General features: G+C 62.9%; 16 protein-coding genes and 1 riboswitch. Of the genes, 6 read left to right on the plus strand and 10 right to left on the minus strand.

Annotated elements, in window-relative coordinates:
• Positions 1-32: 32 nt before the first annotated feature.
• Both PGC08_RS17375 and PGC08_RS17380 read right to left on the minus strand, forming a co-directional pair.
• Complete coding sequence (locus PGC08_RS17375; RefSeq protein ID WP_271708996.1) at positions 33-2,210, minus strand: YhgE/Pip domain-containing protein; 2,178 nt, start codon at positions 2,208-2,210, stop codon at positions 33-35.
• A 56-nt stretch (positions 2,211-2,266) separates the two neighbouring features.
• Positions 2,267-3,109 (minus strand): ATP-binding cassette domain-containing protein, encoded by an 843-nt coding sequence (locus PGC08_RS17380; RefSeq protein WP_271708997.1) that lies wholly within the window; start codon positions 3,107-3,109, stop codon positions 2,267-2,269.
• Positions 3,110-3,344: 235 nt separating this feature from the next.
• Here PGC08_RS17380 and PGC08_RS17385 point away from each other — a divergent pair, with 235 nt between their 5' ends.
• Entirely contained in the window at positions 3,345-4,451 is a 1,107-nt protein-coding gene (locus tag PGC08_RS17385; protein ID WP_271708998.1) for a tellurite resistance/C4-dicarboxylate transporter family protein, read from the plus strand.
• Between the two features lie 336 nt (positions 4,452-4,787).
• On the opposite strand, the gene PGC08_RS17390 is transcribed toward PGC08_RS17385, so the two are convergent.
• The 3 genes from PGC08_RS17390 to PGC08_RS17400 form a co-directional block, all read right to left on the minus strand.
• Positions 4,788-5,363 carry a DUF805 domain-containing protein gene (locus tag PGC08_RS17390; RefSeq protein WP_226824330.1) on the minus strand — a complete coding sequence of 192 codons (576 nt, stop codon included), beginning with the start codon at positions 5,361-5,363 and terminating at the stop codon, positions 4,788-4,790.
• Between the two features lie 266 nt (positions 5,364-5,629).
• Positions 5,630-6,934, minus strand: a complete 1,305-nt coding sequence (locus tag PGC08_RS17395; protein WP_271708999.1) for an MFS transporter — start codon at positions 6,932-6,934, stop codon at positions 5,630-5,632.
• A 101-nt stretch (positions 6,935-7,035) separates the two neighbouring features.
• Positions 7,036-7,512, minus strand: coding sequence for a MarR family winged helix-turn-helix transcriptional regulator (locus PGC08_RS17400; protein ID WP_271709000.1), 477 nt, complete (start codon positions 7,510-7,512; stop codon positions 7,036-7,038).
• Positions 7,513-7,678: 166 nt separating this feature from the next.
• Positions 7,679-7,807, plus strand: a riboswitch (FMN riboswitch).
• Positions 7,808-7,921: 114 nt separating this feature from the next.
• Here PGC08_RS17400 and ribD point away from each other — a divergent pair.
• The 5 genes from ribD (at position 7,922) to PGC08_RS17425 (ending at position 13,112) form a co-directional block, all read left to right on the plus strand.
• Entirely contained in the window at positions 7,922-9,001 is a 1,080-nt protein-coding gene (gene ribD, locus PGC08_RS17405) for a bifunctional diaminohydroxyphosphoribosylaminopyrimidine deaminase/5-amino-6-(5-phosphoribosylamino)uracil reductase RibD (protein ID WP_096157630.1), read from the plus strand.
• A 41-nt stretch (positions 9,002-9,042) separates the two neighbouring features.
• Positions 9,043-9,783 (plus strand): riboflavin synthase, encoded by a 741-nt coding sequence (locus tag PGC08_RS17410; RefSeq protein WP_096157631.1) that lies wholly within the window; start codon positions 9,043-9,045, stop codon positions 9,781-9,783.
• Positions 9,776-11,170, plus strand: coding sequence for a 3,4-dihydroxy-2-butanone-4-phosphate synthase (ribB, locus tag PGC08_RS17415; protein WP_114384432.1), 1,395 nt, complete (start codon positions 9,776-9,778; stop codon positions 11,168-11,170). Before PGC08_RS17410 ends, ribB begins: the two co-directional genes overlap by 8 nt.
• A gap of 75 nt (positions 11,171-11,245) precedes the next feature.
• The gene (gene ribH / locus PGC08_RS17420; protein ID WP_009881739.1) at positions 11,246-11,716 is read left to right on the plus strand and encodes a 6,7-dimethyl-8-ribityllumazine synthase; all 471 of its coding nucleotides are present in this window, start codon (positions 11,246-11,248) and stop codon (positions 11,714-11,716) included.
• Between the two features lie 937 nt (positions 11,717-12,653).
• Positions 12,654-13,112: an endonuclease domain-containing protein gene (locus PGC08_RS17425; protein WP_125188454.1), complete on the plus strand. Its 459-nt coding sequence runs from the start codon at positions 12,654-12,656 to the stop codon at positions 13,110-13,112.
• Positions 13,113-13,246: 134 nt separating this feature from the next.
• Here PGC08_RS17425 and poxB read toward each other — a convergent pair whose 3' ends face one another.
• The 5 genes from poxB to PGC08_RS17450 all read right to left on the minus strand — a co-directional run bounded on the left by poxB (position 13,247) and on the right by PGC08_RS17450 (position 21,374).
• Positions 13,247-14,962 carry a ubiquinone-dependent pyruvate dehydrogenase gene (gene poxB, locus PGC08_RS17430; protein WP_009881741.1) on the minus strand — a complete coding sequence of 572 codons (1,716 nt, stop codon included), beginning with the start codon at positions 14,960-14,962 and terminating at the stop codon, positions 13,247-13,249.
• A gap of 193 nt (positions 14,963-15,155) precedes the next feature.
• Entirely contained in the window at positions 15,156-17,957 is a 2,802-nt protein-coding gene (locus tag PGC08_RS17435; protein WP_271709001.1) for a DEAD/DEAH box helicase family protein, read from the minus strand.
• A 57-nt stretch (positions 17,958-18,014) separates the two neighbouring features.
• Positions 18,015-18,752 (minus strand): class I SAM-dependent methyltransferase, encoded by a 738-nt coding sequence (locus PGC08_RS17440; RefSeq protein ID WP_029416575.1) that lies wholly within the window; start codon positions 18,750-18,752, stop codon positions 18,015-18,017.
• A gap of 184 nt (positions 18,753-18,936) precedes the next feature.
• A complete protein-coding gene (locus tag PGC08_RS17445) occupies positions 18,937-20,100 on the minus strand; it encodes an MFS transporter (protein ID WP_271709002.1) in 1,164 nt (387 codons plus the stop codon).
• On the minus strand, positions 20,097-21,374 hold the full coding sequence (locus PGC08_RS17450; protein WP_271709003.1) for a Wadjet anti-phage system protein JetD domain-containing protein: 1,278 nt from the start codon (positions 21,372-21,374) through the stop codon (positions 20,097-20,099). The genes PGC08_RS17445 and PGC08_RS17450 overlap by 4 nt, the downstream gene beginning before the upstream one ends.
• Between the last annotated feature and the right edge of the window lie 9 nt (positions 21,375-21,383).

The following is a 21,383-nucleotide window of genomic DNA, read 5'->3' on the forward strand; positions in this document are numbered from 1 at the left end:
CGACGCACCGCCGCCTCGGCGAGGATCAGGCCCTACAGCGAGAGGCTCGGATGCAGTTGGGTCAGCGTGACCGTGCGCTTCCGACCGCAGACGAGCATGGTTGCCACCAGACAGATCGCGGTCATCAGCAGCAGGACGACTGCTGCCTGAGCGGCGATGAACATGTCTCCGCCGGCGATCAGGGTCCGCAGGCCGTTGACCGCGTGGGTCATCGGCAGGAAGGGCGAGATGATCTGGAAGATGCCAGGCGCCGTCTGCACCGGATAGGTGCCTCCCGCCGAGGCGATCTGGACCATGAGCAGGACCAGGGCGACAAGCCTGCCGACACCTCCCAAGGCCGCGACGCAGAGTTGGTGGACCGCGTGGAAGCTGGCCGCCACGAGGATCGAGAACAATAGGGTCCACAACCAACTGCCGGCGGAGAAGTCGAGAGCAAAGGTGAGGACTCCGTAGAGCACCGCGACTTGGGCTACCCCGAACAGGAGGCCGGGCACGTAGCCGGCCCAGGCGATTCGGGAGGACTTCGCCGATGACATCAGTGCACGGTACGGGATCGCGTTGATGACCATGTAGGTGATCATGCCGCCGATCCACAGGGCGAGGGAGACGAAGAACGCGGCCAGGCCCTCGCCGTAGGCGTCCACGGAGTTGTCCTTGAGCTTCTGGGCATCGACGGGCACAGCGACGACGTCCGAGCGATTCTCGCGGTCGGACTTGTCATAGGTCGGGATCTGCTTGAGGCCATCGGCCAGCTTGTCGGCGAGCTCCCCGGAACCGTCGACGAGCTTCTTCGCACCCTTGTCGAGTTCATCTGAGCCGTCAGCCAGCTGTGAGGAGCCGTCCTTAAGGTCGGCAACGCCCGTCTTGGCCTTCTCGGTGCCGTCTTTGAGCTGTATGACGCCGTCATTGAGGTCGCCGGCACCCTTGGCCAAGTCGCCTGCACCGGCGTCGAGTTTGATGAGTCCGGAATGCAGGTCCTCGGCTCCGGTGGCCACCTTCTGCGCACCATCGTCGAGTTTGCCGATCTTCTTGTCGGCCTCCCTGATCTTGCCCATGACGTCGTCGACGGCGTTCTTGACCGGATCTTCGAGATCCTTAGCCTCATCTGCCGCCTTCGACGCTCGCCCGTGGGCCTTGTCCAGATCCCCGCCGAGATTGTCCATGTCATCGGCTAGTTTCGCCACATTCGGATCGTCGGGGTAGTCTTCGCGCAGCTGTGCGACCCGGTCATCCATGTCGCCGTTGACCGTGTTCCGCGCCGAGTCGAAGTCGTCCTCCGCCTGGTTCAGCTTGGGCCGCGTCCCGTCGACGAGGTCGTCGGCCTTGTCTTTGAGCTCCTCGGCCCTGTCCGTGGCCTCGTCAGCTGTATCGCGCAACTGGCCCGTTCCATCGGCGACCTGCCCGGCACCGTCGGCGACCTTCTTCGAACCGTTCTTCGCCTCGGTCGTGCTCTTGGCCAGCTTATCTGCGCCGGTCTTCAGATCGCCGCTGCCCTTTTTCAGCTCACCAGCCCCCTCATCGAGGTCACCGATGCCGGTCTGCAGCGTGCCGACTCCCTTGTCGAGGGTATGCGCACCGTCGGAGAGCTCGCCCGTTCCGTCGTGGAGATCGACGGCACCGTCGTTGAGCTGCCTCGCCCCGTCGACGGCCTTTTTCGTCGAGGAATGGATGTCGTTGAAGCCGAGGTAGACCTCGGAGACGTATTCGGCCGTGGTGGTCTCGTTCAACCCTGATTTGATCTCGTTGAGGATGGTTCCCGCCATCTGCCCCACGATGAAATTGTGCGCATCATCGGTGCGCAGATTCAGTCCTGCCTGCTCGGGATCGTCTCCGCCGGTCGATACTAGTCGCTCGGAGAAGTTCTTCGGGATCTCGAGGACAGCGAAGTACTTGCCTTCGGCGAGGCCGTCGTTGGCCTCCTCCAGGGATGTCTCCTGCCAGTCGAATCCACCTTCGCCCTTGGGGGTGATTTGGTCGACGAGCTCATCACCTGCCTGGAGCTTCTCGCCTTCGGAGCTGGGCTTCTCGGCCCCTTCGTCTGTGTTGACCACGGCTGCCTGAAGCTTGTCGAGGTTGTCGGTCGGTGCCCAGTTGGAGGCCAGGTAGAGTCCGCCGTAGATCGCGGGGATGACGGCAACGACGATGATCGCCAGTCGAGTGATCGTGTGCCGCTTGAAGCGAGAGAGTTCGAGCCAAGGCAGAGAGAACATCGCAGAAACACCTTATTGTCGGGTCTGATTCGGAAAAGCTGATGGAGGCAGGTACCTCAGTGACGGGGATGCCGCGTTAGGGAAAATTTGCCCACCGAGGTGGGTGAGACCTCCGTGGACAGTGCGTCGAGGACAAGGTCGACGTCGGAGGAATCTTCGCAGGAGGCGATGACCGTGAGCGGATGCTCTGGATCGCGTTTGCGTCGCAGCTCCTGGTAGATGAGGATTGCCGCCCATGCGCGGGCACGGTCTTCGCGCTCGCGCAGATAGTCGATGTTGTCGAGGACGACGACCGGGGCCTGGGCGAGGCTGGCAAAGCCGAGTTCGAGGAGGAACTTCTGCAGCTCGCTGAGTTCGGAGACGAAGGCCTTGCCCTCGTCATCGATGAGGAAGTCGGCGTCTTTGGCGTCAGATGCGGAGAAGTTCCCCTCGGGAAGTCGGTCGATCACCTCGGTGGCGGAAGTGAAGGTCTCGCGAATAACTTCGATGACCTCGCGCAGAGAGGACTTCGAGACCCAGGGTTTGTACCAGGGTTGAAGCATGATGAGTCGCTCGGCGAGGTGCTGGGCGAGAGTGAAGTCGTTCTCGAGGTCGGTGAGACCAGCGACGTGGCCGACGGACACCTGTTCACGCACGCGACGGGACTGTTTGCGAATGTCGAGTTCGCCCACGTGACCCTCGCCGGTGTCCACGCGCATGCGTCCGGCGATCGACAGGAGCAGGGATGTCTTGCCCGAGCCGGCAGGGCCCTGGATGATGGAGATTGCTCCGGGAGGTACTTCGAGGTCGATTCCGGAGAACACGCCTCCCTGCTTTCCCGACATTCCCCATTCGCGGAGGCTGATTTGGCTGACTGCCTGTTCCGTCTCGTCGACGAGCGCCTGTGAAGTGCTCTGCATTTCTACTGCTCCCAAGGTGTGCGACTATGTCGACCGTCTGTGCTGGCCGCTGACGCCAGAAACGCGGATCACTCGCGCTCCTCTGCCAAGCACATTACGCCACCTGGGGCCTGACAAAGCCGTTCCGTCTGACGCAGGTCAAGTTACTCACAAGTAACTATAGTGGTCGAAGCTGAATATTCTGCCCATCTTTCCTCGAATGTCTCCAATCCCACAAAAAGTCGATAATGGAGGGATGAGCAACGGACAGACGAGCCTGGCATACCTGCAGACGAAGTGGGGATTGAGCCCTGGCACGGTCTCTCCCGGATGCTTCGCCTCAGTCATGGCCACCGGAATCATGTCCGTCGGTGCGCATCTCAAGGGCCTAGCGGTCCTCTCGACCATCTTGTTCTGGCTGGCTGTGGTTCTCTACATCTTCTTCCTGACGCTCGTCATCTGGCGTGCCTGCTCGCACAGCGAGGAGCTGCGCACAGATCTGCACAACCCGTCGAAGGCATTCGGGTTCTTCACCTTCGTCGCAGCAACCAACGTCCTTGCGACCGCGCTGGAGGGGCAAGACCACTTTCGTTTCGCTCTGACGATCTTCAGCCTCGGCCTGATTGCTTGGCTGATCCTGGGCTATCTCATCCCCTTCTCCGCTGTGCTCGGGTCGTCGACTTCTCCAATACTCACGCAGGTCAATGGAACCTGGTTCGTCTGCGTGGTCGCGGCTCAGTCCGTTGCCGTCGCCGCGTCCGGGCTGATGGCGAATCTGCCGAATCAAGGTACCGCGTCTGGAGCCAGCTTCGGCTCCGTGCTCGCCGTCATCGCGGTGATCGCATGGAGCGTCGGCATCGGGCTCTATCTCGTCTGCGCCGTCTGCGTGGGAATGAGGGCACTGCTCCATCGCATCGGGCCAGAGGACCTCGACGCCCCGTACTGGGTGATGATGGGCGCTCTGGCCATCTCCGTGGTCGCTGGCTCGAAGATCCTCGAAGGCGGGACGTCTCCCATCTTCTCGGCAACGACCGTCATAGTCGCAGGCGCCTCGGCGATCCTGTGGGCCATCTCGACCTGGCTCATCCCTGCGCTTGTCATCGCCGGACTGTGGCGGCACTTCCGTCACCGCATTCCCTTGGGATACTCGGCCGGACTGTGGAGCATGGTCTTCCCACTGGGCATGTACTCCGTGGCGAGCACGAACGTGGGCAAAGTCGACGATGTGCCGATCATCTCCTGGATCGGCGCCCAGTGGTACTGGATTGCCTTGACCGTCTGGGCGATCGTCTTCGCCGCGATGGTGTGGTCATTTGTGAAGTCCATGAGCGCGAGGGGGTCTTCTGGCGTAGCGGCGAGGTGAGGGCGTTGCTACGAGGGCGGCGTCGCCGGGAGCAATACGCCCAGTCAGCTTCACGCCCTACATCTGCACCAGTAGGTTTTAGTAGCCCCAGGTCGCAAAGTGAAACTAGCTGTATGAGGTAGCGGGAACGGTGCGACTTAGCAGGCGAGGTGCGAAACGGCGCTGAGCGTATGAATTGGCGTGTACGAATCGGCGAAGCAACGCCTACGACGATGCTCAGGCTGTTCCCGCACAGCAAAAAGCTGCCGCATGCAGGGTATGCATGCGGCAGCTTCAGTTCGTTTGAGGCCCGGGCTCTGCGATCAGAGCCCCGCTCAGACGAGAACGTTCAGACGATCAGACGTCGAAGCGCTGGCCCTCAGGCTTGGAAGGCAGGAGCTCGAGGACGAACACGATGAGACCGCCGACTCCGGGAATGAAGCTGAGGAAGAAGAACGGTCCGGCGAAGTTCGCGTCGTGCAGGCGACGCCACGTGATCGCCAGGTTCGGGATGATCATGGCGAGAGCGATGAGACCGCCGATGACATAGCCGATTCCAGCGATGATCACGCCGGGACCCGACATAGCAGCCTGTGCAGCAGCCGGATCGTAGGGATCGACCATCGCCGCGGAACTAGCCGCCATGATTGCGCCGACAGTGATCAGAATCATTGGAATGAGCTGCACGAGGAAAGCGAACAGCGCCATCCACCAGAACTCGCTGCGCGATGCGCGGCCCGAGAAGTGGGTGTACTTCTTGAAGAAGCGCTTAACGGCCTGGCCGAACGACGCACCATAGAGAGGGAGGGACAGGTCTTCTGGGCTGGCAGCTCCGCGAGGCTGGCCGCCGAATCCACCAGCGCCTGGGCCCATTGCTCCTGGACCTGTGGCACCGGGGCCTGCGGGATATGCGTTGTTCGCGTCGTAGGACATGGTGACCTTCGTGGTAGGAAAAATATCGTCTCTGCACAGGAAGTGCGATATCAATTGTGCTACAGAGTGACCGGAATCCTCGCATTCGCGGTGTTCCAGATCTGGAACGTGAAATGAACAGTGTGTATCTATGGCCCATCGATACCGTTACGGCGATGCCATGACGCGACAGACGCCCGAGAGGATCAAGCCTCTCGGGCGCCATCAACGCTTCGCTTCAGACGAACGCTCGGAACAGGAGATCCCTCTCCCGCAACGCTCTCACCTCAGGCATCGCCTCCAGTGATGGCATAGGCCTCATCGACCGGAGCCTCCTCGATGCGACCATCGACGCGACGCAGTGCCTTCCAAGAGACGCTGAGGACCACGACAGCCAGCAGCACGGTAGCCGCACCGAAGAGGTACGGGGCCCCGACGCCAAGGACTTCGGAGACCGGTCCGGCCACCAGCGGAGCAACGGCGCCGCCGATGAAGCGCACACCCGAATAGGTTCCAGAAGCCACCGGTCGGGGCAGATCGCTGGCTTCCATCGCAGACTCGGTGAAGACCGTGTTGAGCACGCCGAGGACCAGTCCGGAGAGGATAACACAGATGATGATTCCGACGAAGGACTCAACGATGAACGACATGACCACGAGGATGGCTGCGAGCGCGATGAGAGTGGCGACGAGAGTGCGCCGGCGCCCGATCCGCTTAGTCAGGATCGGGGCGCCGAAGACCGAGGTGATCGCCACGCTGATGCCCCAGCCGAAGAAGACGAAGCCCAGGCCCATCGCACCGAAGTTCTCGATGCCCATCTTCGCGGCCGCTGCTTCGACCGGGAATGGGCTGTAGGCGAGGATGATGAAGAATCCGAAGTTGTAGAGCAGTGCGGAGATGCCCAGGGCGAGGATTCCGGGGTGAGCGAGAGCGCGGAAGGTGGCGCTGAGTTTGATGGGCTCGGGGTTGGTCTTCAGACCCGACTTTCCACCGGGGAGAAGAATGACGATCGAGATGAAGCCGATGGCCATGAGGACTGCAGTGCCGAAGAACGGTCCACGCCAGGAGATTCCGCCGAGCAGTCCGCCCAACAGCGGACCGGTGGCGATACCGACGCCGAGCGCGGCCTCATAGAGGATGATCGCCTTCTCAGCACCACCCGAAGCAGCACCGACGATCGTCGACAGCGCGGTGGAGATGAAGAGCGCATTACCCAGACCCCAACCCGCGCGGAAGCCGATGATCTGATCGACGGAACCGGAGAATCCTGCCAGTGCCGCGAATGCGACGATGAGGATGAGACCGATCAGCAGTGTCTTTTTCGCACCGATGCGCGAGGACAGGAAACTCGTGAAGAACATCATGGCGCCGGTGATGAAGAGATAGCTGGTGAACAGCAGCATCGACTGCGACGGTGAAGCGTTGAGGTCTTCGGAGATCGCGGGCAGAATCGGGTCAACCAGACCGATGCCCATAAACGCGATGACCGCGGCGAACGCGACTGCCCATACTGCTCGTGGTTGACGCAGAATAGATGCTTCCGCGCCCTCCTCGTCTTTCAACTGTGCTTCATTACCTGGTGACACGCTCATTGCTGTACCTGCGCACCCTTTCGTCGATATGTTGTGGTTCTCTGTCGTTGGTCCGATGTGATTCGTCGGCTCGATGTGATTGCCGCCGAGGTGGTTCGTCGTCAGCCGGTCCGTTCGTCGTCTGGCTGAACCTCGTCGGCATCCACCGGGTGCTGATCCTGCAAGTACTGCGAGACCAACCCCAGCGCCCGATGGACGCTGAGTCTGTCTTCGGGAGTCAGTGCCTCGAAGTAGGGCTCCATCCGCTCGGCCAGTATGTTGCGATTCTCGGCCAGCCTGGAGCGGCCGGCATCGGTCAACGAGAACTGCGATGCCCGTCGATCGCTCGCACTGGCCTCGCGCAGCACATATCCCGCCTCTTCCAAACGGGCCAGAATCTTCGTCGCAGCCGGCTGGGAGCACAGGTAACCCTGCGCGAAATGACCGACCCGCACGGGTTGGTACTGCTCGACCACTCCGAGGCCACGCAATGTGACCAGGTCACTTTCGTCACCGATCACTCGCCTCAGAGCCCTGGTCAGGCGGGAGGACACGACAACGAGGCCAGAGACGAGCTCCGCCGAATCAACATCATCCATAACTCCGGTATATACCTAAGTTATGTAATTTCGCAAAGGCTACATCCCACCTTCGGAGCTGGCGCTGTTCGGGAGAACGCCCCTGGCGGGACTACGGCAGGGCACCTGCGTTTCTCATGTGACGGACGTCATGGCCGCCTCGGCGAGGTGCGTGCTAATCTGTGGTCACATGTTCCGGGGACGGTGAAAATCCGTACCGGCGGTGATAGTCCGCGAGCCGGCTGCATTCGTGCAGATGGTTGACTTGGTGAAATTCCGAGACCGACAGTCAGAGTCTGGATGGGAGGAGCATGGCGACCGCGGTCGCTGTGAGTCGGTGCATCCCAATGCGCTGTCGCACACGTTCGCACGCTCTGATAGTTGCACCCGCAATATCCTCCCTCCCGGCATCGGCTCGGGAGGTTTTTTCATGCAGGCAGAGTTCACCGAACTCGAAACGACCGCAATGTCCGCGGCCCTGCAGGCTGCGCGAAACGGTCACCGGGGCGCGAACCCGCTGGTGGGAGCCGCGATCCTGACGAGGGACTCGCAGATCGTCGTCGGCCATCATGCCGGTGCCGGCAGCCCCCACGCAGAGGTGGACGCCATCACCACGGCCATCGACCTCGGCGTCGACCTCACCGCCTCCACCCTGTTCGTGACCCTGGAACCCTGCAACCACATCGGCCGGACCGGACCGTGCACGCAGGCGATCATCGATGCAGGTATCCCTGAGGTCGTCTTCGCTCTCTCCGATTCCAACGGCGTTGCCGCTGGCGGTGGAGCCACCCTCGCCGAGGCGGGGGTCCGGGTCCGCTCGGGCCTGGGCCATGACGAATCCTCGGCTCTCAACGCCAGGTGGCGTCGCGCCGTCGATGCCGAGCGTCCGTTCGTCACAGCGAAGATCGCACAGAGCCTCGACGGCATGGTCGCCGCGTCCGACGGGACCAGCCAATGGATCACCTCGGCGGCATCGCGAGTGCATTCACATAAGTACCGGTCCCGCGTCGACGGGATCCTCGTCGGCACCGGAACGGTCCTCGCCGATGACCCCCGACTCAATGCCAGAGGTCCGGGCGGTGATCCGCTGGAATCCCAGCCGGTGCCCATCGTCCTCGGGCTGACGTCCCTGCCTTCGGAGTCCTTCCTCGCACTCAATCCCGACACCGTTCACCTGCGTACACGCGACATCACTGCAGCACTGGGCGAACTGCATGCCCGCGGGATGCGCCACATCCTCGTCGAGGGTGGACCCAGCGTGCTCGGCGCCTTCTTCGCCGCCGGCGTCGTTGACGAGGTCTTCTGCTACCAAGCGCCACTGCTGGTGGGGGCGGGAACATCCAGCTTGTCGGGTCTGGGTACGTCGACCCTGAGCGAGGCAGTCGGCCTGGTTTCCGATGAGACTGCCGAACCTGCCATCACGCAACTTGGCGCCGACGTCCTGCTGCACTTCGTCACCGGCTCGGGCAGCGGTTCAAGCTCCGGCAACACCGACAACTACACCATCTGACTCATCTCCACCTGACCATCGACAATCCATTCGGAGGGCACATGTTCACCGGCATCATCGAGGAGCTCGGCACCGTCGAAGCCATCGACCACTTGGATGACTCTGCCGTCATCACCATCGACGCCAAGGGGCTCGTCGACGACCTCGGCCTCGGCGGCTCGCTGGCCGTCAACGGCGTATGCCTGACCTCGGTCAGGGACGAATCATCCTCGCCACAGGACAGTGGTGCGCCTGGCGAGTCGCCGGGTGCCTTCACCGCCGAGGTGCAAGGACCTTTCACCGCCGAGGTGATGGGCGAGACTCTGCGCTTGACCGGTCTCGGGGCTCTGCGCATCGGGGACCGGGTCAACCTGGAACGGTGCACCCCGGCTTCGGGGCGCTTCGATGGCCACGTGGTGCAGGGACATGTCGACGGGTGCGGTGAGCTGCTCAGCCGAGACGACTTCGCCGAGTGGTCAACCCTGCGCATCGGCATCCCGAACTCTCTGGCGCCCTACACCGCCACCAAGGGTTCCATCGCTCTCAACGGCGTCTCCCTGACGCTGACCGCTGTCTCCGAACCTTCCGAGGCCAGCGCCTGGGTCGAGGTCGGGCTCATCCCGGCCACACTGACCCACACCACGTTCGGCGACCTCTCCCCCGGCGATCCGGTCAACGTCGAGGTGGATGTGCTCGCGAAATACACCGCCCGCCTGCTTTCGTTCCGCACAGAGACCACCGCGGAAACGACCACAGTCTTCAACTCAACCGACAGCATCCGACGAGGAGCCGACCATGACTGAAACCACCCCGAGCGCTGCTCGACTCGATCCGATCAGCGAGGCAATCGCCGCTTTCGCCGCGGGCCAGCCCATCGTCGTCGTCGATGACGAGGACCGCGAGAACGAAGGCGACCTCATCATGGCTGCTGAATTCGCCGAGGCTGACACCATGGGCTTCTTCGTCCGCTACACCTCGGGCGTCATCTGTGCACCCATGGATGCTGAGCGTGCCGCCGCACTGGAACTTCCGCCCATGGTCGCTGCCAACGAAGATCCGAAGGGCACCGCCTACACGATCAGCTGCGACGCGGTCGGCGTGACCACCGGCATCAGTGCCGCCGAGCGTGCCCTGACCGGACGCCACCTCGCCGCAGCTGTCCCCGACCCGGCATCGATCACTCGACCCGGGCACGTCTTCCCGCTCATCGCCAAGTCCGGTGGAGTCCGCGAACGCCCCGGCCACACGGAAGCCGGAGTCGAGTTCGCTCGGCTGGCCGGTGCCACTCCCGTGGCCATGATCGGCGAGGTCGTCCATGACGACGGTTCGATGATGCGCTTCGACTCCCTCCGCGAGTTCGCCGACGCCCATCAGCTCGTCATGGTCTCGATCGAAGGACTCATCGACTACCTCAACGAGTCCGATCACGAAGACGCTGTGAATGCCGAACGGCCGGATGCCGGATCAGCGGGTCATAGCTCAACTCATGAGTCTGGCGCGAACCTGCGAGCGATCGAAGCCTCGGCGGAGGTGCCGCTGCCGACGAAGCACGGGAGCTTCAGCGCCCGCGCATTCACGATCGACGGGCACGACCACCTCGGCGTGTTCTCCGGGATCGATTCTGCCGCCGTTGCCCATGAACCGGCGGGTCAGGAGCCTTCACTGCACGGACCCGCTCCCCTGGTTCGGGTGCATTCGGAGTGCCTGACCGGGGACGTCTTCGGATCGCACCGCTGCGACTGCGGTGAGCAGCTGGATCTGGCGCTGCAGCAGATCTCCGACGAGGGTGGCGCCGTGATCTACATGACAGGCCACGAAGGCCGGGGCATCGGGCTGAGCAACAAGCTCCGCGCTTACGCCCTGCAGGATCGGGGGCTGGACACCGTTGATGCGAACCGTGAACTCGGCTTCCACGACGATGACCGTGACTACCGTGCCGCCGCGGAGATCCTGCGCTCGATCGGCCTGACTCACATCCGTCTGCTGACGAACAATCCGGACAAGACCCGGGCGCTCGAGTCGCTGGGGATCACGATCGAGGCCGTTGTTCCGCTGGAGATCCCAGCGCGACCGGAGAACTCGAACTACCTCAACACCAAACGTGAACGCATGCACCACACCCTGACCTTGCCTTCTGTGGTCGGCAGCGCCACTGCTTCGGCGACAATCGCCGAGAAGCACCACTGCTGAGCAGGCATTTCACTCACTCGCACTACTCACCACTGACTCTTCCGGCCATCACGGCCGCGACGAAAGGATCCACCCATGGCACATTCCGGAGCACCCGAGCTCACCGTCTCCGCGGCCGATACTCGAGTCGCCATCATCGCAGCATCCTGGCACACACAGATCATGGACGGCCTAGTCGACGGCGCACAGCGCGCGGCTTCTGAGGCCGGGGCCCAAGCCACCCTGGTGCGGGTCCCAGGAAGCTTCGAGCTGCCCATCGCCGCAGCCCGACTGGCTCCACACTTCGACGCGGTCGTCGCCCTCGGCGTCGTCATCCGCGGCGGCACCCCGCACTTCGACTATGTCTGCCAAGCCGCCACCGATGGGCTGAACCGCGTTGCCATCGACTCCCGCAAACCAGTCGGCTTCGGCGTGCTGACCTGCGACACCGAACAGCAGGGACTCGACCGTGCCGGACTCGAAGGCTCTCAAGAAGACAAGGGCCACGAGGCAATGACCGCGGCACTGGTCACTGCGCAAGCCCTGGCGGAGTACCCGATCGCGTGAAATGTGAAGCGGCCAGTCGCCGCGGCGAACGTGAGCGTGGCTAGTCAGACGGCAGTGGGCGCGACTGGGGCTTCCTACGCCAACGGTTGGTAAGTTCTTTGCGATCCCGAGCTCGGGATCGCAAAGAACTTACCAACCGTTTCAACAAGCGTCCACAAATATGTCGGGATTCCGGTTCGCTGGACCTGCGAAAGTCGACTCATGCGCTTTGCGATGTGGATGAGCCCGAGCTTTGGAGCATTTTGCGACCGAGAGATTCGTGCTGGGGCCGTAAGCAACAACTGCGATAACGGGAACACCGCTCAGGGTCAGCGGAAATCGCTGCTTGAGCCGAGTATGAATCAGTCCACAGCTGGACCTGACTTCGACGTAATTCCCCTGGGGATGCCGGGTCGTTATCCCCAACGCTCCTGAGCCACTTGGAAAGTGTGCCTCTGGCCGCCCGATACTGATCAGCATGTCGTATTGGCACTCGAAACCGATGACGTTCAGGCAGATGCCGACTCCATTCACCCGCGCCGATCTAGCCGCTCGGAAGATCACTTCGTATGCACTGCAGCATGATCCTCGGTATATCCAGCTCGTCCATGGTGTTTGGATCGACAGAACCGAGGACACCGTGGCTCCCACGCCGGTTTGGGCAGGAGTCAATTGGCAGAGAGTTGCGACGCAGCTACGAGGCTTTCGTCTGCGACGCCCCGACGTGGCCGGCACATTCTGGACTGCGGCTCGTCTCTATGGCTTGCCAGTGCCGAACCGAATCCGGGATCAGGATCTACACGTCGCCGGAGACACGGCCTGCACCCGAGTCAATATGCGACAAGTCATTCTTCATCGACATCGTCAGCTCAAGCAGATCGACTTCTTCGACCTGCAATTGGTCACGGTTCCGCACCTTCTCGTCGAACTCGGCTCTCACCTCAGTCTGCTCGAACTCGTGCAATTCGGCGATGCAGCGGTGTCGAAGCGATTCGGCGGCCCGAAGACCACTGTCGAATCGCTTCAAACCGAACTCGCCACTCGCCGCCAGGTCCGCAGCCGCCGAAGGATAGAGAAGGCGTTTTCGCTCGTCCGCCTGACCGTTGACTCTCCTCGTGAGACCTGGCTACGGCTGTGGCTCATCGACAACGGCTTTCCCGAACCTGTAGTTCACCCGCAGGTTCTCTGCCGGATAAAGAATGTGATCCTGCAACCCGATTTGGGATATCCAGAGTTCAAGCTGGCCATCGAGTATGAGGGAGACCATCATCGATCGTCAGCGGGGCAATTCAACACTGACATCGAACGGCAACAACTGTTGGAAGCCGAGGGGTGGACCGTCCTCCGAGTCACGAAGAAGACAGATATGGCGACCTTTGGGAAACTCCTCAACACCCACCTGAACAATCCTGCCTGAACCTGCAGCCGGGGGCAGATGAATAGGCAAACGGTTGGTAAGTTCTTCTCGATCCGGAGCTCCGGGTCGAGAAGAACTTACCAACCGTTGACGCGCACAGGCTTTAGCGGCAGGCCTCCAGCGGCCAGCGACCCTCAGAACAGCTGGCGGATGTTCGTTCGTGCCAAGTCGATGAGCTCGTCGCCCTTGCCAGAGAGCACCGTGCGGACGGCGTAGAGCGCGAAGCCCTTGGCCTGTTCGGCGGTGATCGTGGGAGGCATGGACAGTTCCTGCCGTTCGGTGACGACGTCGAGGACCGCCGCACCGTCGTAGGCAAGGAATTCCTTGACGACCTTCGGCAGGTCCTTCGACTTCTCGACGCGGAAGCCCTTGATCCCGACCGCCTCGGCGATGGTGGAGAAGTCGGGGTTCGACAGCTCCGTTCCGAAGGTGACGAAGCCGGCGGCCTTCATCTCCAACTCCACGAAGTTCAGCGAGGAGTTGTTGTAGACGACGGTCTTGACCGGCAGTTTGTTCTGCGTCAGGGTGATGAGCTCGCCCAACAGCATGGCAAGGCCACCGTCTCCGGCGAGCGCGATCGTCTGCCGGTCCGGATGGGAGGCCTGGACGCCGACGCTTTGGGACAGGGCGTTGGCCATGGAGCCGTGGCTGAAGGAACCGATGAGTCGGCGCTTGCCGTTCATCGTCAGGTACCTGGCAGCCCACACCACGGGTGAGCCGACGTCGGGGATGAACACGGCATCGTCGTCGGCCATCTCGTCGATGAGGCGAGTCAGGTACTGCGGGTGGATGGTCCGCTTCGACGGGGTTGCGAGTTCGTCGAGATCCTTGCGGGTCTTACCGTAATGCTTGGTCATCGACTTCAGGTGAGCGCTGCTGCGGCTCGGTTTGATCAGCGGCAGGAGCTCGCCGACGGTGTCAGCCACGGTGCCCACCAGACCGATGTCGACGCGGGTGCGCCGTCCGATCTGGGAGCCTCGCACGTCGGCTTGGATGACTGTCGCGTCGTCGGGGTAGAACTGCTGGTAGGGCAGGTCGGTGCCCAACATCAGCAGAGTGTCGCAGTCCTTAAGCGCATGGTAGCCCGAAGAGAAGCCGAGCAGACCGGTCATCCCCACGTCGTAGGGGTTGTCGTATTCGATGAACTCCTTGCCGCGCAGCGAATGCACGATCGGTGCCTGCAGCTTGGCGGCGATGGCGATGAGCTCATCGTGGGCGCCCTCGGTTCCGGCACCGGCGAGGATCGTGACCTTCTTGCTCTTGTTCAGTGCTTTCGCAGCCTCTTCAAGCTGGGATTCTGCGGGGATCACACGGGGCGCATAGGACCGGACCACCTCGGCGGCGGCAGAGATATCGGCGAGTCCGACGTCACCGGGGATGACGAGGACCGCGACACCGCGCTTCTCGATGGCCTCACGCATGGCGATGCGCAGCAGTCGCGGCATCTGCTCCGCGGTCGCCACGTGCTCGACGTAGACGCTGCATTCGCGGAACAGCTCGGTCGGGTGGGTCTCCTGGAAGTAGTTCGAGCCGATCTCATCGCTGGGGATGTGAGCGGCGATGGCGAGCACCGGCACACGAGAGCGCTGGGCGTCGTAGAGACCGTTGATGAGGTGGAGGTTTCCCGGCCCGCAGCTGCCTGCACACACGGCGAGTTCACCAGTCAGTGCGGCCTCACCGCTGGCGGCGAAGGATGCCGCCTCTTCGTGGCGGACGTGGACCCATTCGAGCTGCGGGTTGACGCGCAGCGCATCGGTGAAGCCGTTGAGCGAATCTCCGGGGATCCCGTAGACCCGCTTGACTCCGCTGGCCACGAGCGTATCGACAATGTTTCCGGCGACGGTGGGCATAGGATTCCTTCCGTTGGAACACGTGGAGCTCTCACAGCTCCGGGGTGGACCTCCGTCAGCATCCCAGTCAGAGTGCCGACACAGGCTGGTACCGCGGTTTCAGTCTATCCCCGAGGTCAGCGGTCTGCGGGTGTGAAGTCAGAGACAGGTCAGACGGAGCAGGTGCCAATGCCTGAAGCTCACGGTCTGAGGCTCAGCGCCAGGACGTCCGCAGCACTGACGCCAGCTGCATCGGATTCGTTCCGCGGTATGCGGTGAGGACCCCAGCACCCTCCGGGTTCCTCGTGTAGATCGCTTCGCCGCCGCCGATCCACCGATCCCACGCTTGCGAATACGCCAGCGCCGATTCTCTTCTCGTGCCGAGAGCCGAGGGCACCGCGTGCCAGACCGGGTCACTTTGCTGAGCATTCGACCACCCGAGCTGCAGACGCTCCCACAGTCCGCGCGCTCCCGTCGATGTCTGTGGCAGGGACCAACGAGAAACCAGATACCTTGGGTCGGCGATCGGAGACACCGCCTCGTCGAGGGCGAGCGCGAAGACCTCCGCGGACCGGGCATCCGCATCGAGATGGCACCGCAGGTCCCCGCGCGCGTCAACGCTAATCCGCACAGACTCCGATCCGACCTTGCTCATCCCCACGTTGTGCAGAGCATCGGCGATGGCACCGGCGAGTTGGCCCACCGTCGGCGGCTTCGCATAGAGGTCAGTTCGTCGTTGCCCTGCCACGGACAGCGCCACCGGCAGGCTCACCCAAAGTCCAAGGCCGATCACCGCGAGCACCACACCTCCGCTGCCGCCGAGCGCCACACCCAGCAGCAGGAGAACCAGCCCAAGCCCTATCCAGGGCACGACGGTGGCAGTCCTGATCCCGAACGGCAGGATGTGCCCCGGATCCCCGCCGAGGTGGCGCGGAGCAACGCTGACCTCGTCGTTGCGAATAGGGTCGGCTGAGGTGGGGCCCGACCGTTCCGGGCTTTGATGGTCTGTGCGCTGAAGGATTCGCACCGAGCGCAGTGCCTCGTCTCGATAGTCGCTGCCGACCTGCCATCGCCCGGCGATTTCCCGGCGGTCTTGGGATCGGGCGATCATCCGCGCATTGATCTCGTCGGATAATTCGGTTGCAGGCGGCTCGTAGGGCGAGAAGGCGGAATCGATATGGGCCACGCCGTCGACGACCTCGCCCTCGGAGTCTGTACCGAAGAAGCCGTCGTGTTTGCGCACCAGACGCCCCCAGTCCTGGTCCCCGCGTGGATGATCGGGGCTGACGCAGACGACCGTCCAGTTGAGCGCGACCTTGTGTGCCTGATCTGGGTCTCGCCGCAGTGCGCGGCCGCGGGTCTGCGTCACCGCGGTCGGCGTGGTCGCGGTGCTCAGATCGATCAAGCCGGTGATGGCCGGTGCGTCCCATCCTTCGCCGAGGAGGGCGCGAGTGCCGATGAGCACCTGTGACTGGCCCGTGGTGAAGAAGTCTGTCACATAGGGAACCCACGTTCGGCTGTTCCACGGGCCTTCGAGTCGGCTGATTCCCGCTGCCGGTTCGCTCACACGCAGGCGGGAGGCCAGGGATTCGTCGGATTCGGCGATGCGTGCACGCAGCTCACTGAGTACCTCCGGTGCTCCGGCTACGGTCTTGCCGGAGACGAGCAGTGGTCGGAGACCTGTGGTGCGGGCATCGGAGACGAGTGTTTCGAGAACGAGCAGTGCCGAACCGGAGCGTTCGCTGATCACGCCGCTGACGTCGGCGGACAGTGTCGATGTCAGCGATTCAAAGTCGCAGAGGACCAGCATGCGCATGCGTTCTTGGAGGTTGGCCGCCTCGGTGCAGATGATCTCGGTCGTTGCCTGTGGCTTCGCTGCCGAGTAGGCGATGACGCGGTCGACGGGTGAGCGTCCTGCCCGTATGCCGTTCCGGGTCCAGCGGTACCCGATTGCGGGCAGGGCACGACGGATCGCCTCGGCGAGTTCGATGTCTTTGGGGTCGTCGGAGGCCATCAGGTGGTGGCGCATCCAATCGTCGATGAGCAGTGCCCAGTCAGCGGCATCGGGGTTGCGGCGGTGCTGTTCGGCGGGGCTGGCGCCCGGAGGCAGGCGGAGCAGCTGTGCATGGTGAAGCCGCAGCGCAGCCGAGCACAGTTCCGGTTTCGAGCGGCTCATGGCCGCCCAGCTGACAGTCTGCTCTCGGGTGCCCAGGAACCGTCTGTCAACCCATTCGAGGAACGGCACAGTGCCCTGGGTGGGGTCGAGGATGTCGGTGATGAGTTCGGTGAAGCGCACAGCCTGCCCCGACAGCCAGCTGTTCTCCTCGTTCGTCGGGGTCGTCACCCAGACGAGGTCCGCGAACGGTGCGAGGTCGCCTTCGCGTACGACTGCGGGGATCGACGCGGAGTATCGGATGTCGGAGAACAGTCCGGACACCAGCTCTGCCTGTGCTGTTGTCATCGTGCCCGGTGGTGTCGCCGTGAGCCCGAGCACCCAGACGCCGGGCAGCAGGTCGAGAAGTTCGGTCAGCAGGCTGCCCCACACGTCGAGCAGGTGATGGCATTCGTCGAGGATGAGCAGCAGAGGGCCTGCCTCGCCGAGGCGGTCGACGAGTTCGCGACCGCCCGGAGCGAGTTCGTTGAGGAGGCTGTTCGTGGTGTCACGGTCTTCGTCGAAGACGGCCAGTGATTGGTACGTCAGGGCGGTGAACCTGATGGTGAGTTTCCGGTCGAGTCCGGCGGCGTCGGAGCTGTGGCTGTTCCAGGCGTTCGCCCACTGAGTCTGGATCGCAGTGTTGGGGCCGAAGGCTACGACCCTAGCGACGTGCCCGTCGTCGAGAAGGTTCTTCGCGTGTTCGATGCCGACTCGAGTCTTCCCAGCGCCTGGCGGCAGCACGATCCATGACCGGCGAGCATCTTCGGCGACCGAGTCGGCGAGAGCATCGAGAGCTTCGCGCTGGTGCCGACGCAGAGGGGGCTGGCTGTTTCGCGGTTGACGCTCCCCGGAGATCGACATGTTCATCAGTCTAAAACGAGCCAGTGATCAACTGGGCGGAATGCAGCTCAGTTCAGTTCAAGCGGAAGCCACGAACAGCCAACCTCGCCCTGGAGCATAGGGGAGGTCACGCACTTCGACGTCGGCAAACCCGGTTTGCAATAGCGTGCGCTGCAACGCGTCTTTAGTTCTGAATCGCAGAGTCGATGTGGAATTGATTCGCTCGCCATCGCTGCGGAAGATCGTCGGTGAGTCAAAGGTGACGTACTCATCATCGACTTTGGTGACCTGCTCCCAGGTTTCGACAGGCCCCTCGCCGTCGACGTCAACAACTCGCCAGGTCAATTCTTTGTCCCAGCGTTTCCAGGCACGATCGGAAGGTCGCCTGGTCTCGAAAACCAGGTGTCCTCCTGGACGAAGGCAAGTGCGAATTGCTCGAAGTGTGGCAAGCCAGTCCTCGTCTTCGAGAAATACCTGTGCAACATTCGCTGTCATTGTTGCTAAGTCGAAGTTTCTATGCCGAGTTGGGTCATCAGCGATGTCAGGAGCCTCGGCCACGACGAACTCAGCCAAGTCGGAATCTACCTTTGACAGAGCGACGTCAATAGATGCGGCAGCGGGATCGATACCCAGGACGGAAATTCCAAGATCGACAAGACGGGAGATCAAGGTCCCGGTCCCGCAGCCAACGTCAAGAACGACTCTGGCTCCGAATCCTCTGACTACGTCGACATATGTGTCGAGGTCACCTCGATCCGGGTCAAGCGGATCATAGACTCGAGCAAGCCGCGGATCTGAGAACAATGCATCAGGCACGCAAACAGATTAGCGGCTGGCCGCACTTAAAGGAATCAACCGACCATAGAAGCAACGCATCGTAGGCGAAAATGTGACAACCTATTTGTCACATCAGTGGAACGTGTAAAGAAATCGCCGAATTCTTTACACGTTTCTTTACGTACTCATGTCCGAGTCGCCGGCTCTTACACCTTGGTCCGAATCATGTTTTGGCTGACAGCACCGCCGCCCCAGTCAGCAACGCGGCCATGACGATCGCCATCATCGGATAACCGCCGACGACTCCGGCTAGCGCCGGTCCCGCCACCGGTGCCAGCGCAGTGCCGGCGGTGATGGGAGCGACGAAGACGCCGTTGATTGCCCCGAAGTTTGCGGTCCCCCACCGATCGGCCACGGCAGTCGCCTGCAGCAGCGTGATGCAGCCACGGACACCACCGGCGATCATCGCAATGCCGATGAGCAGCCAGACGGGTCCGGGCACGAAGGCGAGCAGCCACAGTCCGATCGCTCCGGCGCCGAGCAGCAGCACGGTTCGCGCCCGTGAGCTCGTGCGCCTCTGAAACGTCGGGTAGAAGAATCGTCCGGCTACCTGCCCGAAGCCGACGAGTCCCAGGGCGATCGCGGCGAGCGAGTATCCGGCTCCACGCTCGATGATGAGTGGGATGATGTTGATCGTGACTGCGAAGAGAGTGAAGGTCGCCAGCGCGACGGCGATCTGGAGGATGACGAACTTCGGGGACCGCGTTATGCTGCGGAGCTGCGCGCGTGATGGCACCGTCGAATTCTGCGACATCTCATCGGTCCAGCCACGGTTGTGGAAGAACCAGTGCATCGGCAGAGCCGTCACGGCCAGGATGCCGGCAAGGATGACATACGTCGGTCGCCAACCCCAGGCGTCGATGAGCCAGGCGATGATCGGGGCGAACACCGTTGAGGCGAGACCGCCGACGAGAGTGATCGTTGTCAGCGGCTTGGTTCGCTCGGCCCCGTACCAGCGGGTGACGACAGCAAAGGCCGGCGGATAGAGGGTGGCGGCCTGGGCAAATCCTGCCAACACCCACGCTGCGAAGAAGACGACGAGGTTCGGTGCCACCGCCACGAGCAGCAGCGCCACAATGCCGATGAGGGTGCCTATGCTCATGAGCGTCCTGGGCCCGTGGGCGTCGAGCAACTTACCGACGCGGACGCCGGCGAGCGCGGAGACGATGAGCCCGACGGTCAGTGCCGCGGTCACAGTGGTGTGGCTCCACCCCATGTCGGCCGCGATCGGAGTCACCGCCACCGGAAGGGAGTAGTAGAGCAGACCCCAGCTGCACAGCTCAGCGATGCACAGTGCGGCCAGACCTCCGCGTGGCCGGTCGGTCACCCCTGTTCCCCTGTCATCGGTGCAGACTCCCCCGCCGAGGTGGCTTTCGCTGTCAGTGCGGCGAGCGCGGTGGCCCACGGAATGCGTTCCTGTTCGAGTCGCACATCGCCCTCGGCGCGCAGTCGGGCGAGTGCCCGCGATTCGGTCCCAGTCAGTTCCGGGAACACTCCTGTGTGGGGTTTCGGCTCCTGCACCCACAGGTCTCTGTGGTCGATGAGGGTGGCTTCGTCCATGAGCGTCGAGTCCACGTGCGGCAGGTGCTTGCGCAGCCGCGAGAGAATTGCGAAGCCGTGCGAGTCGAGGTCACCCCAGTAGATGACTCGCGCCCTGTGCGTCCGGGCCAGGCGGGCAACATTGTCCACCGCGTAACCCGAGCCGTGGACAGCCACAGCATCGTCCCAATCGGGCATCGCGAGCACAGATTCGAGATTCTCGAACACGAATACGAGCCGTGGCGCAATTGCCAGCTGGCTCAGTTGGGTCACTGGCGCGGTAATGTCGCTCAGCCCCGACGGTATGAGTTCCGGGTCGAGGATGCGCATCCGAATCCGGGGTTCGGCATCAAGGACGTCGACGGCTTCGGATCGCCCAGTTGCCTCCAGCAATGCTGTGACCAGGGACCTGTGTGTCTCAAACCATTTCGAGTCGACCCCGCGGATAGGCACCTGGCGTGGCCGCAGGGTCCCCACGGGGTGATCGCGCAGCCATTCGACGACGTCGAGCAGAGTGGTGAACTCGGCCGGGCCCAACCCGAGGATCCGTTTCGCGTGTGCTTTGATCGCCGAGGCGAGAGGATCCACGCTCGCCGCGACATACTCGACATTCGCCGAGGTGGCCGGGCGCTTATCGCAGAACCGTGATCTGATCGTCGCGGTCCGGTCCCGCAGCCGACGCCACTGTCGTGCCTCCTCACCGCCGACGAAGTTCGCCACAGTCTCCGGAGTTCCAAGCCGCAATCGCAGCGGGACCTGTTGCCGACCGACCCGTGCCCAGGAGCGTTCGGTCCAGTCGATGACCGGATTGTCGGAGATTTTCGGCATCGCGGTGTCGGTATCCGGAGCGAGAGCAGAAGCGGGAGCAGGAGCGGCAATCGTCCGCCAGCTAGCGGCCCATTCCATCGCTGCTCGCTGATCGTCGAGCACTTGCTTCTCCGTCGGCGGGTGCAGGGCGATCTCGAGGACCACAGGGCCGGGCTGGGTGGCCCAGGTCGACATCGACTTGTTCAGGCGGGTACGGGCCTTCGCCCGCGCCTCGGCGACGGTGAGCATCGTCATCGACGCCTC

It is taken from the genome of Brevibacterium sp. BDJS002 (assembly GCF_028201555.1).
GTDB classification, from domain to species: Bacteria; Actinomycetota; Actinomycetes; order Actinomycetales; family Brevibacteriaceae; genus Brevibacterium; species Brevibacterium aurantiacum.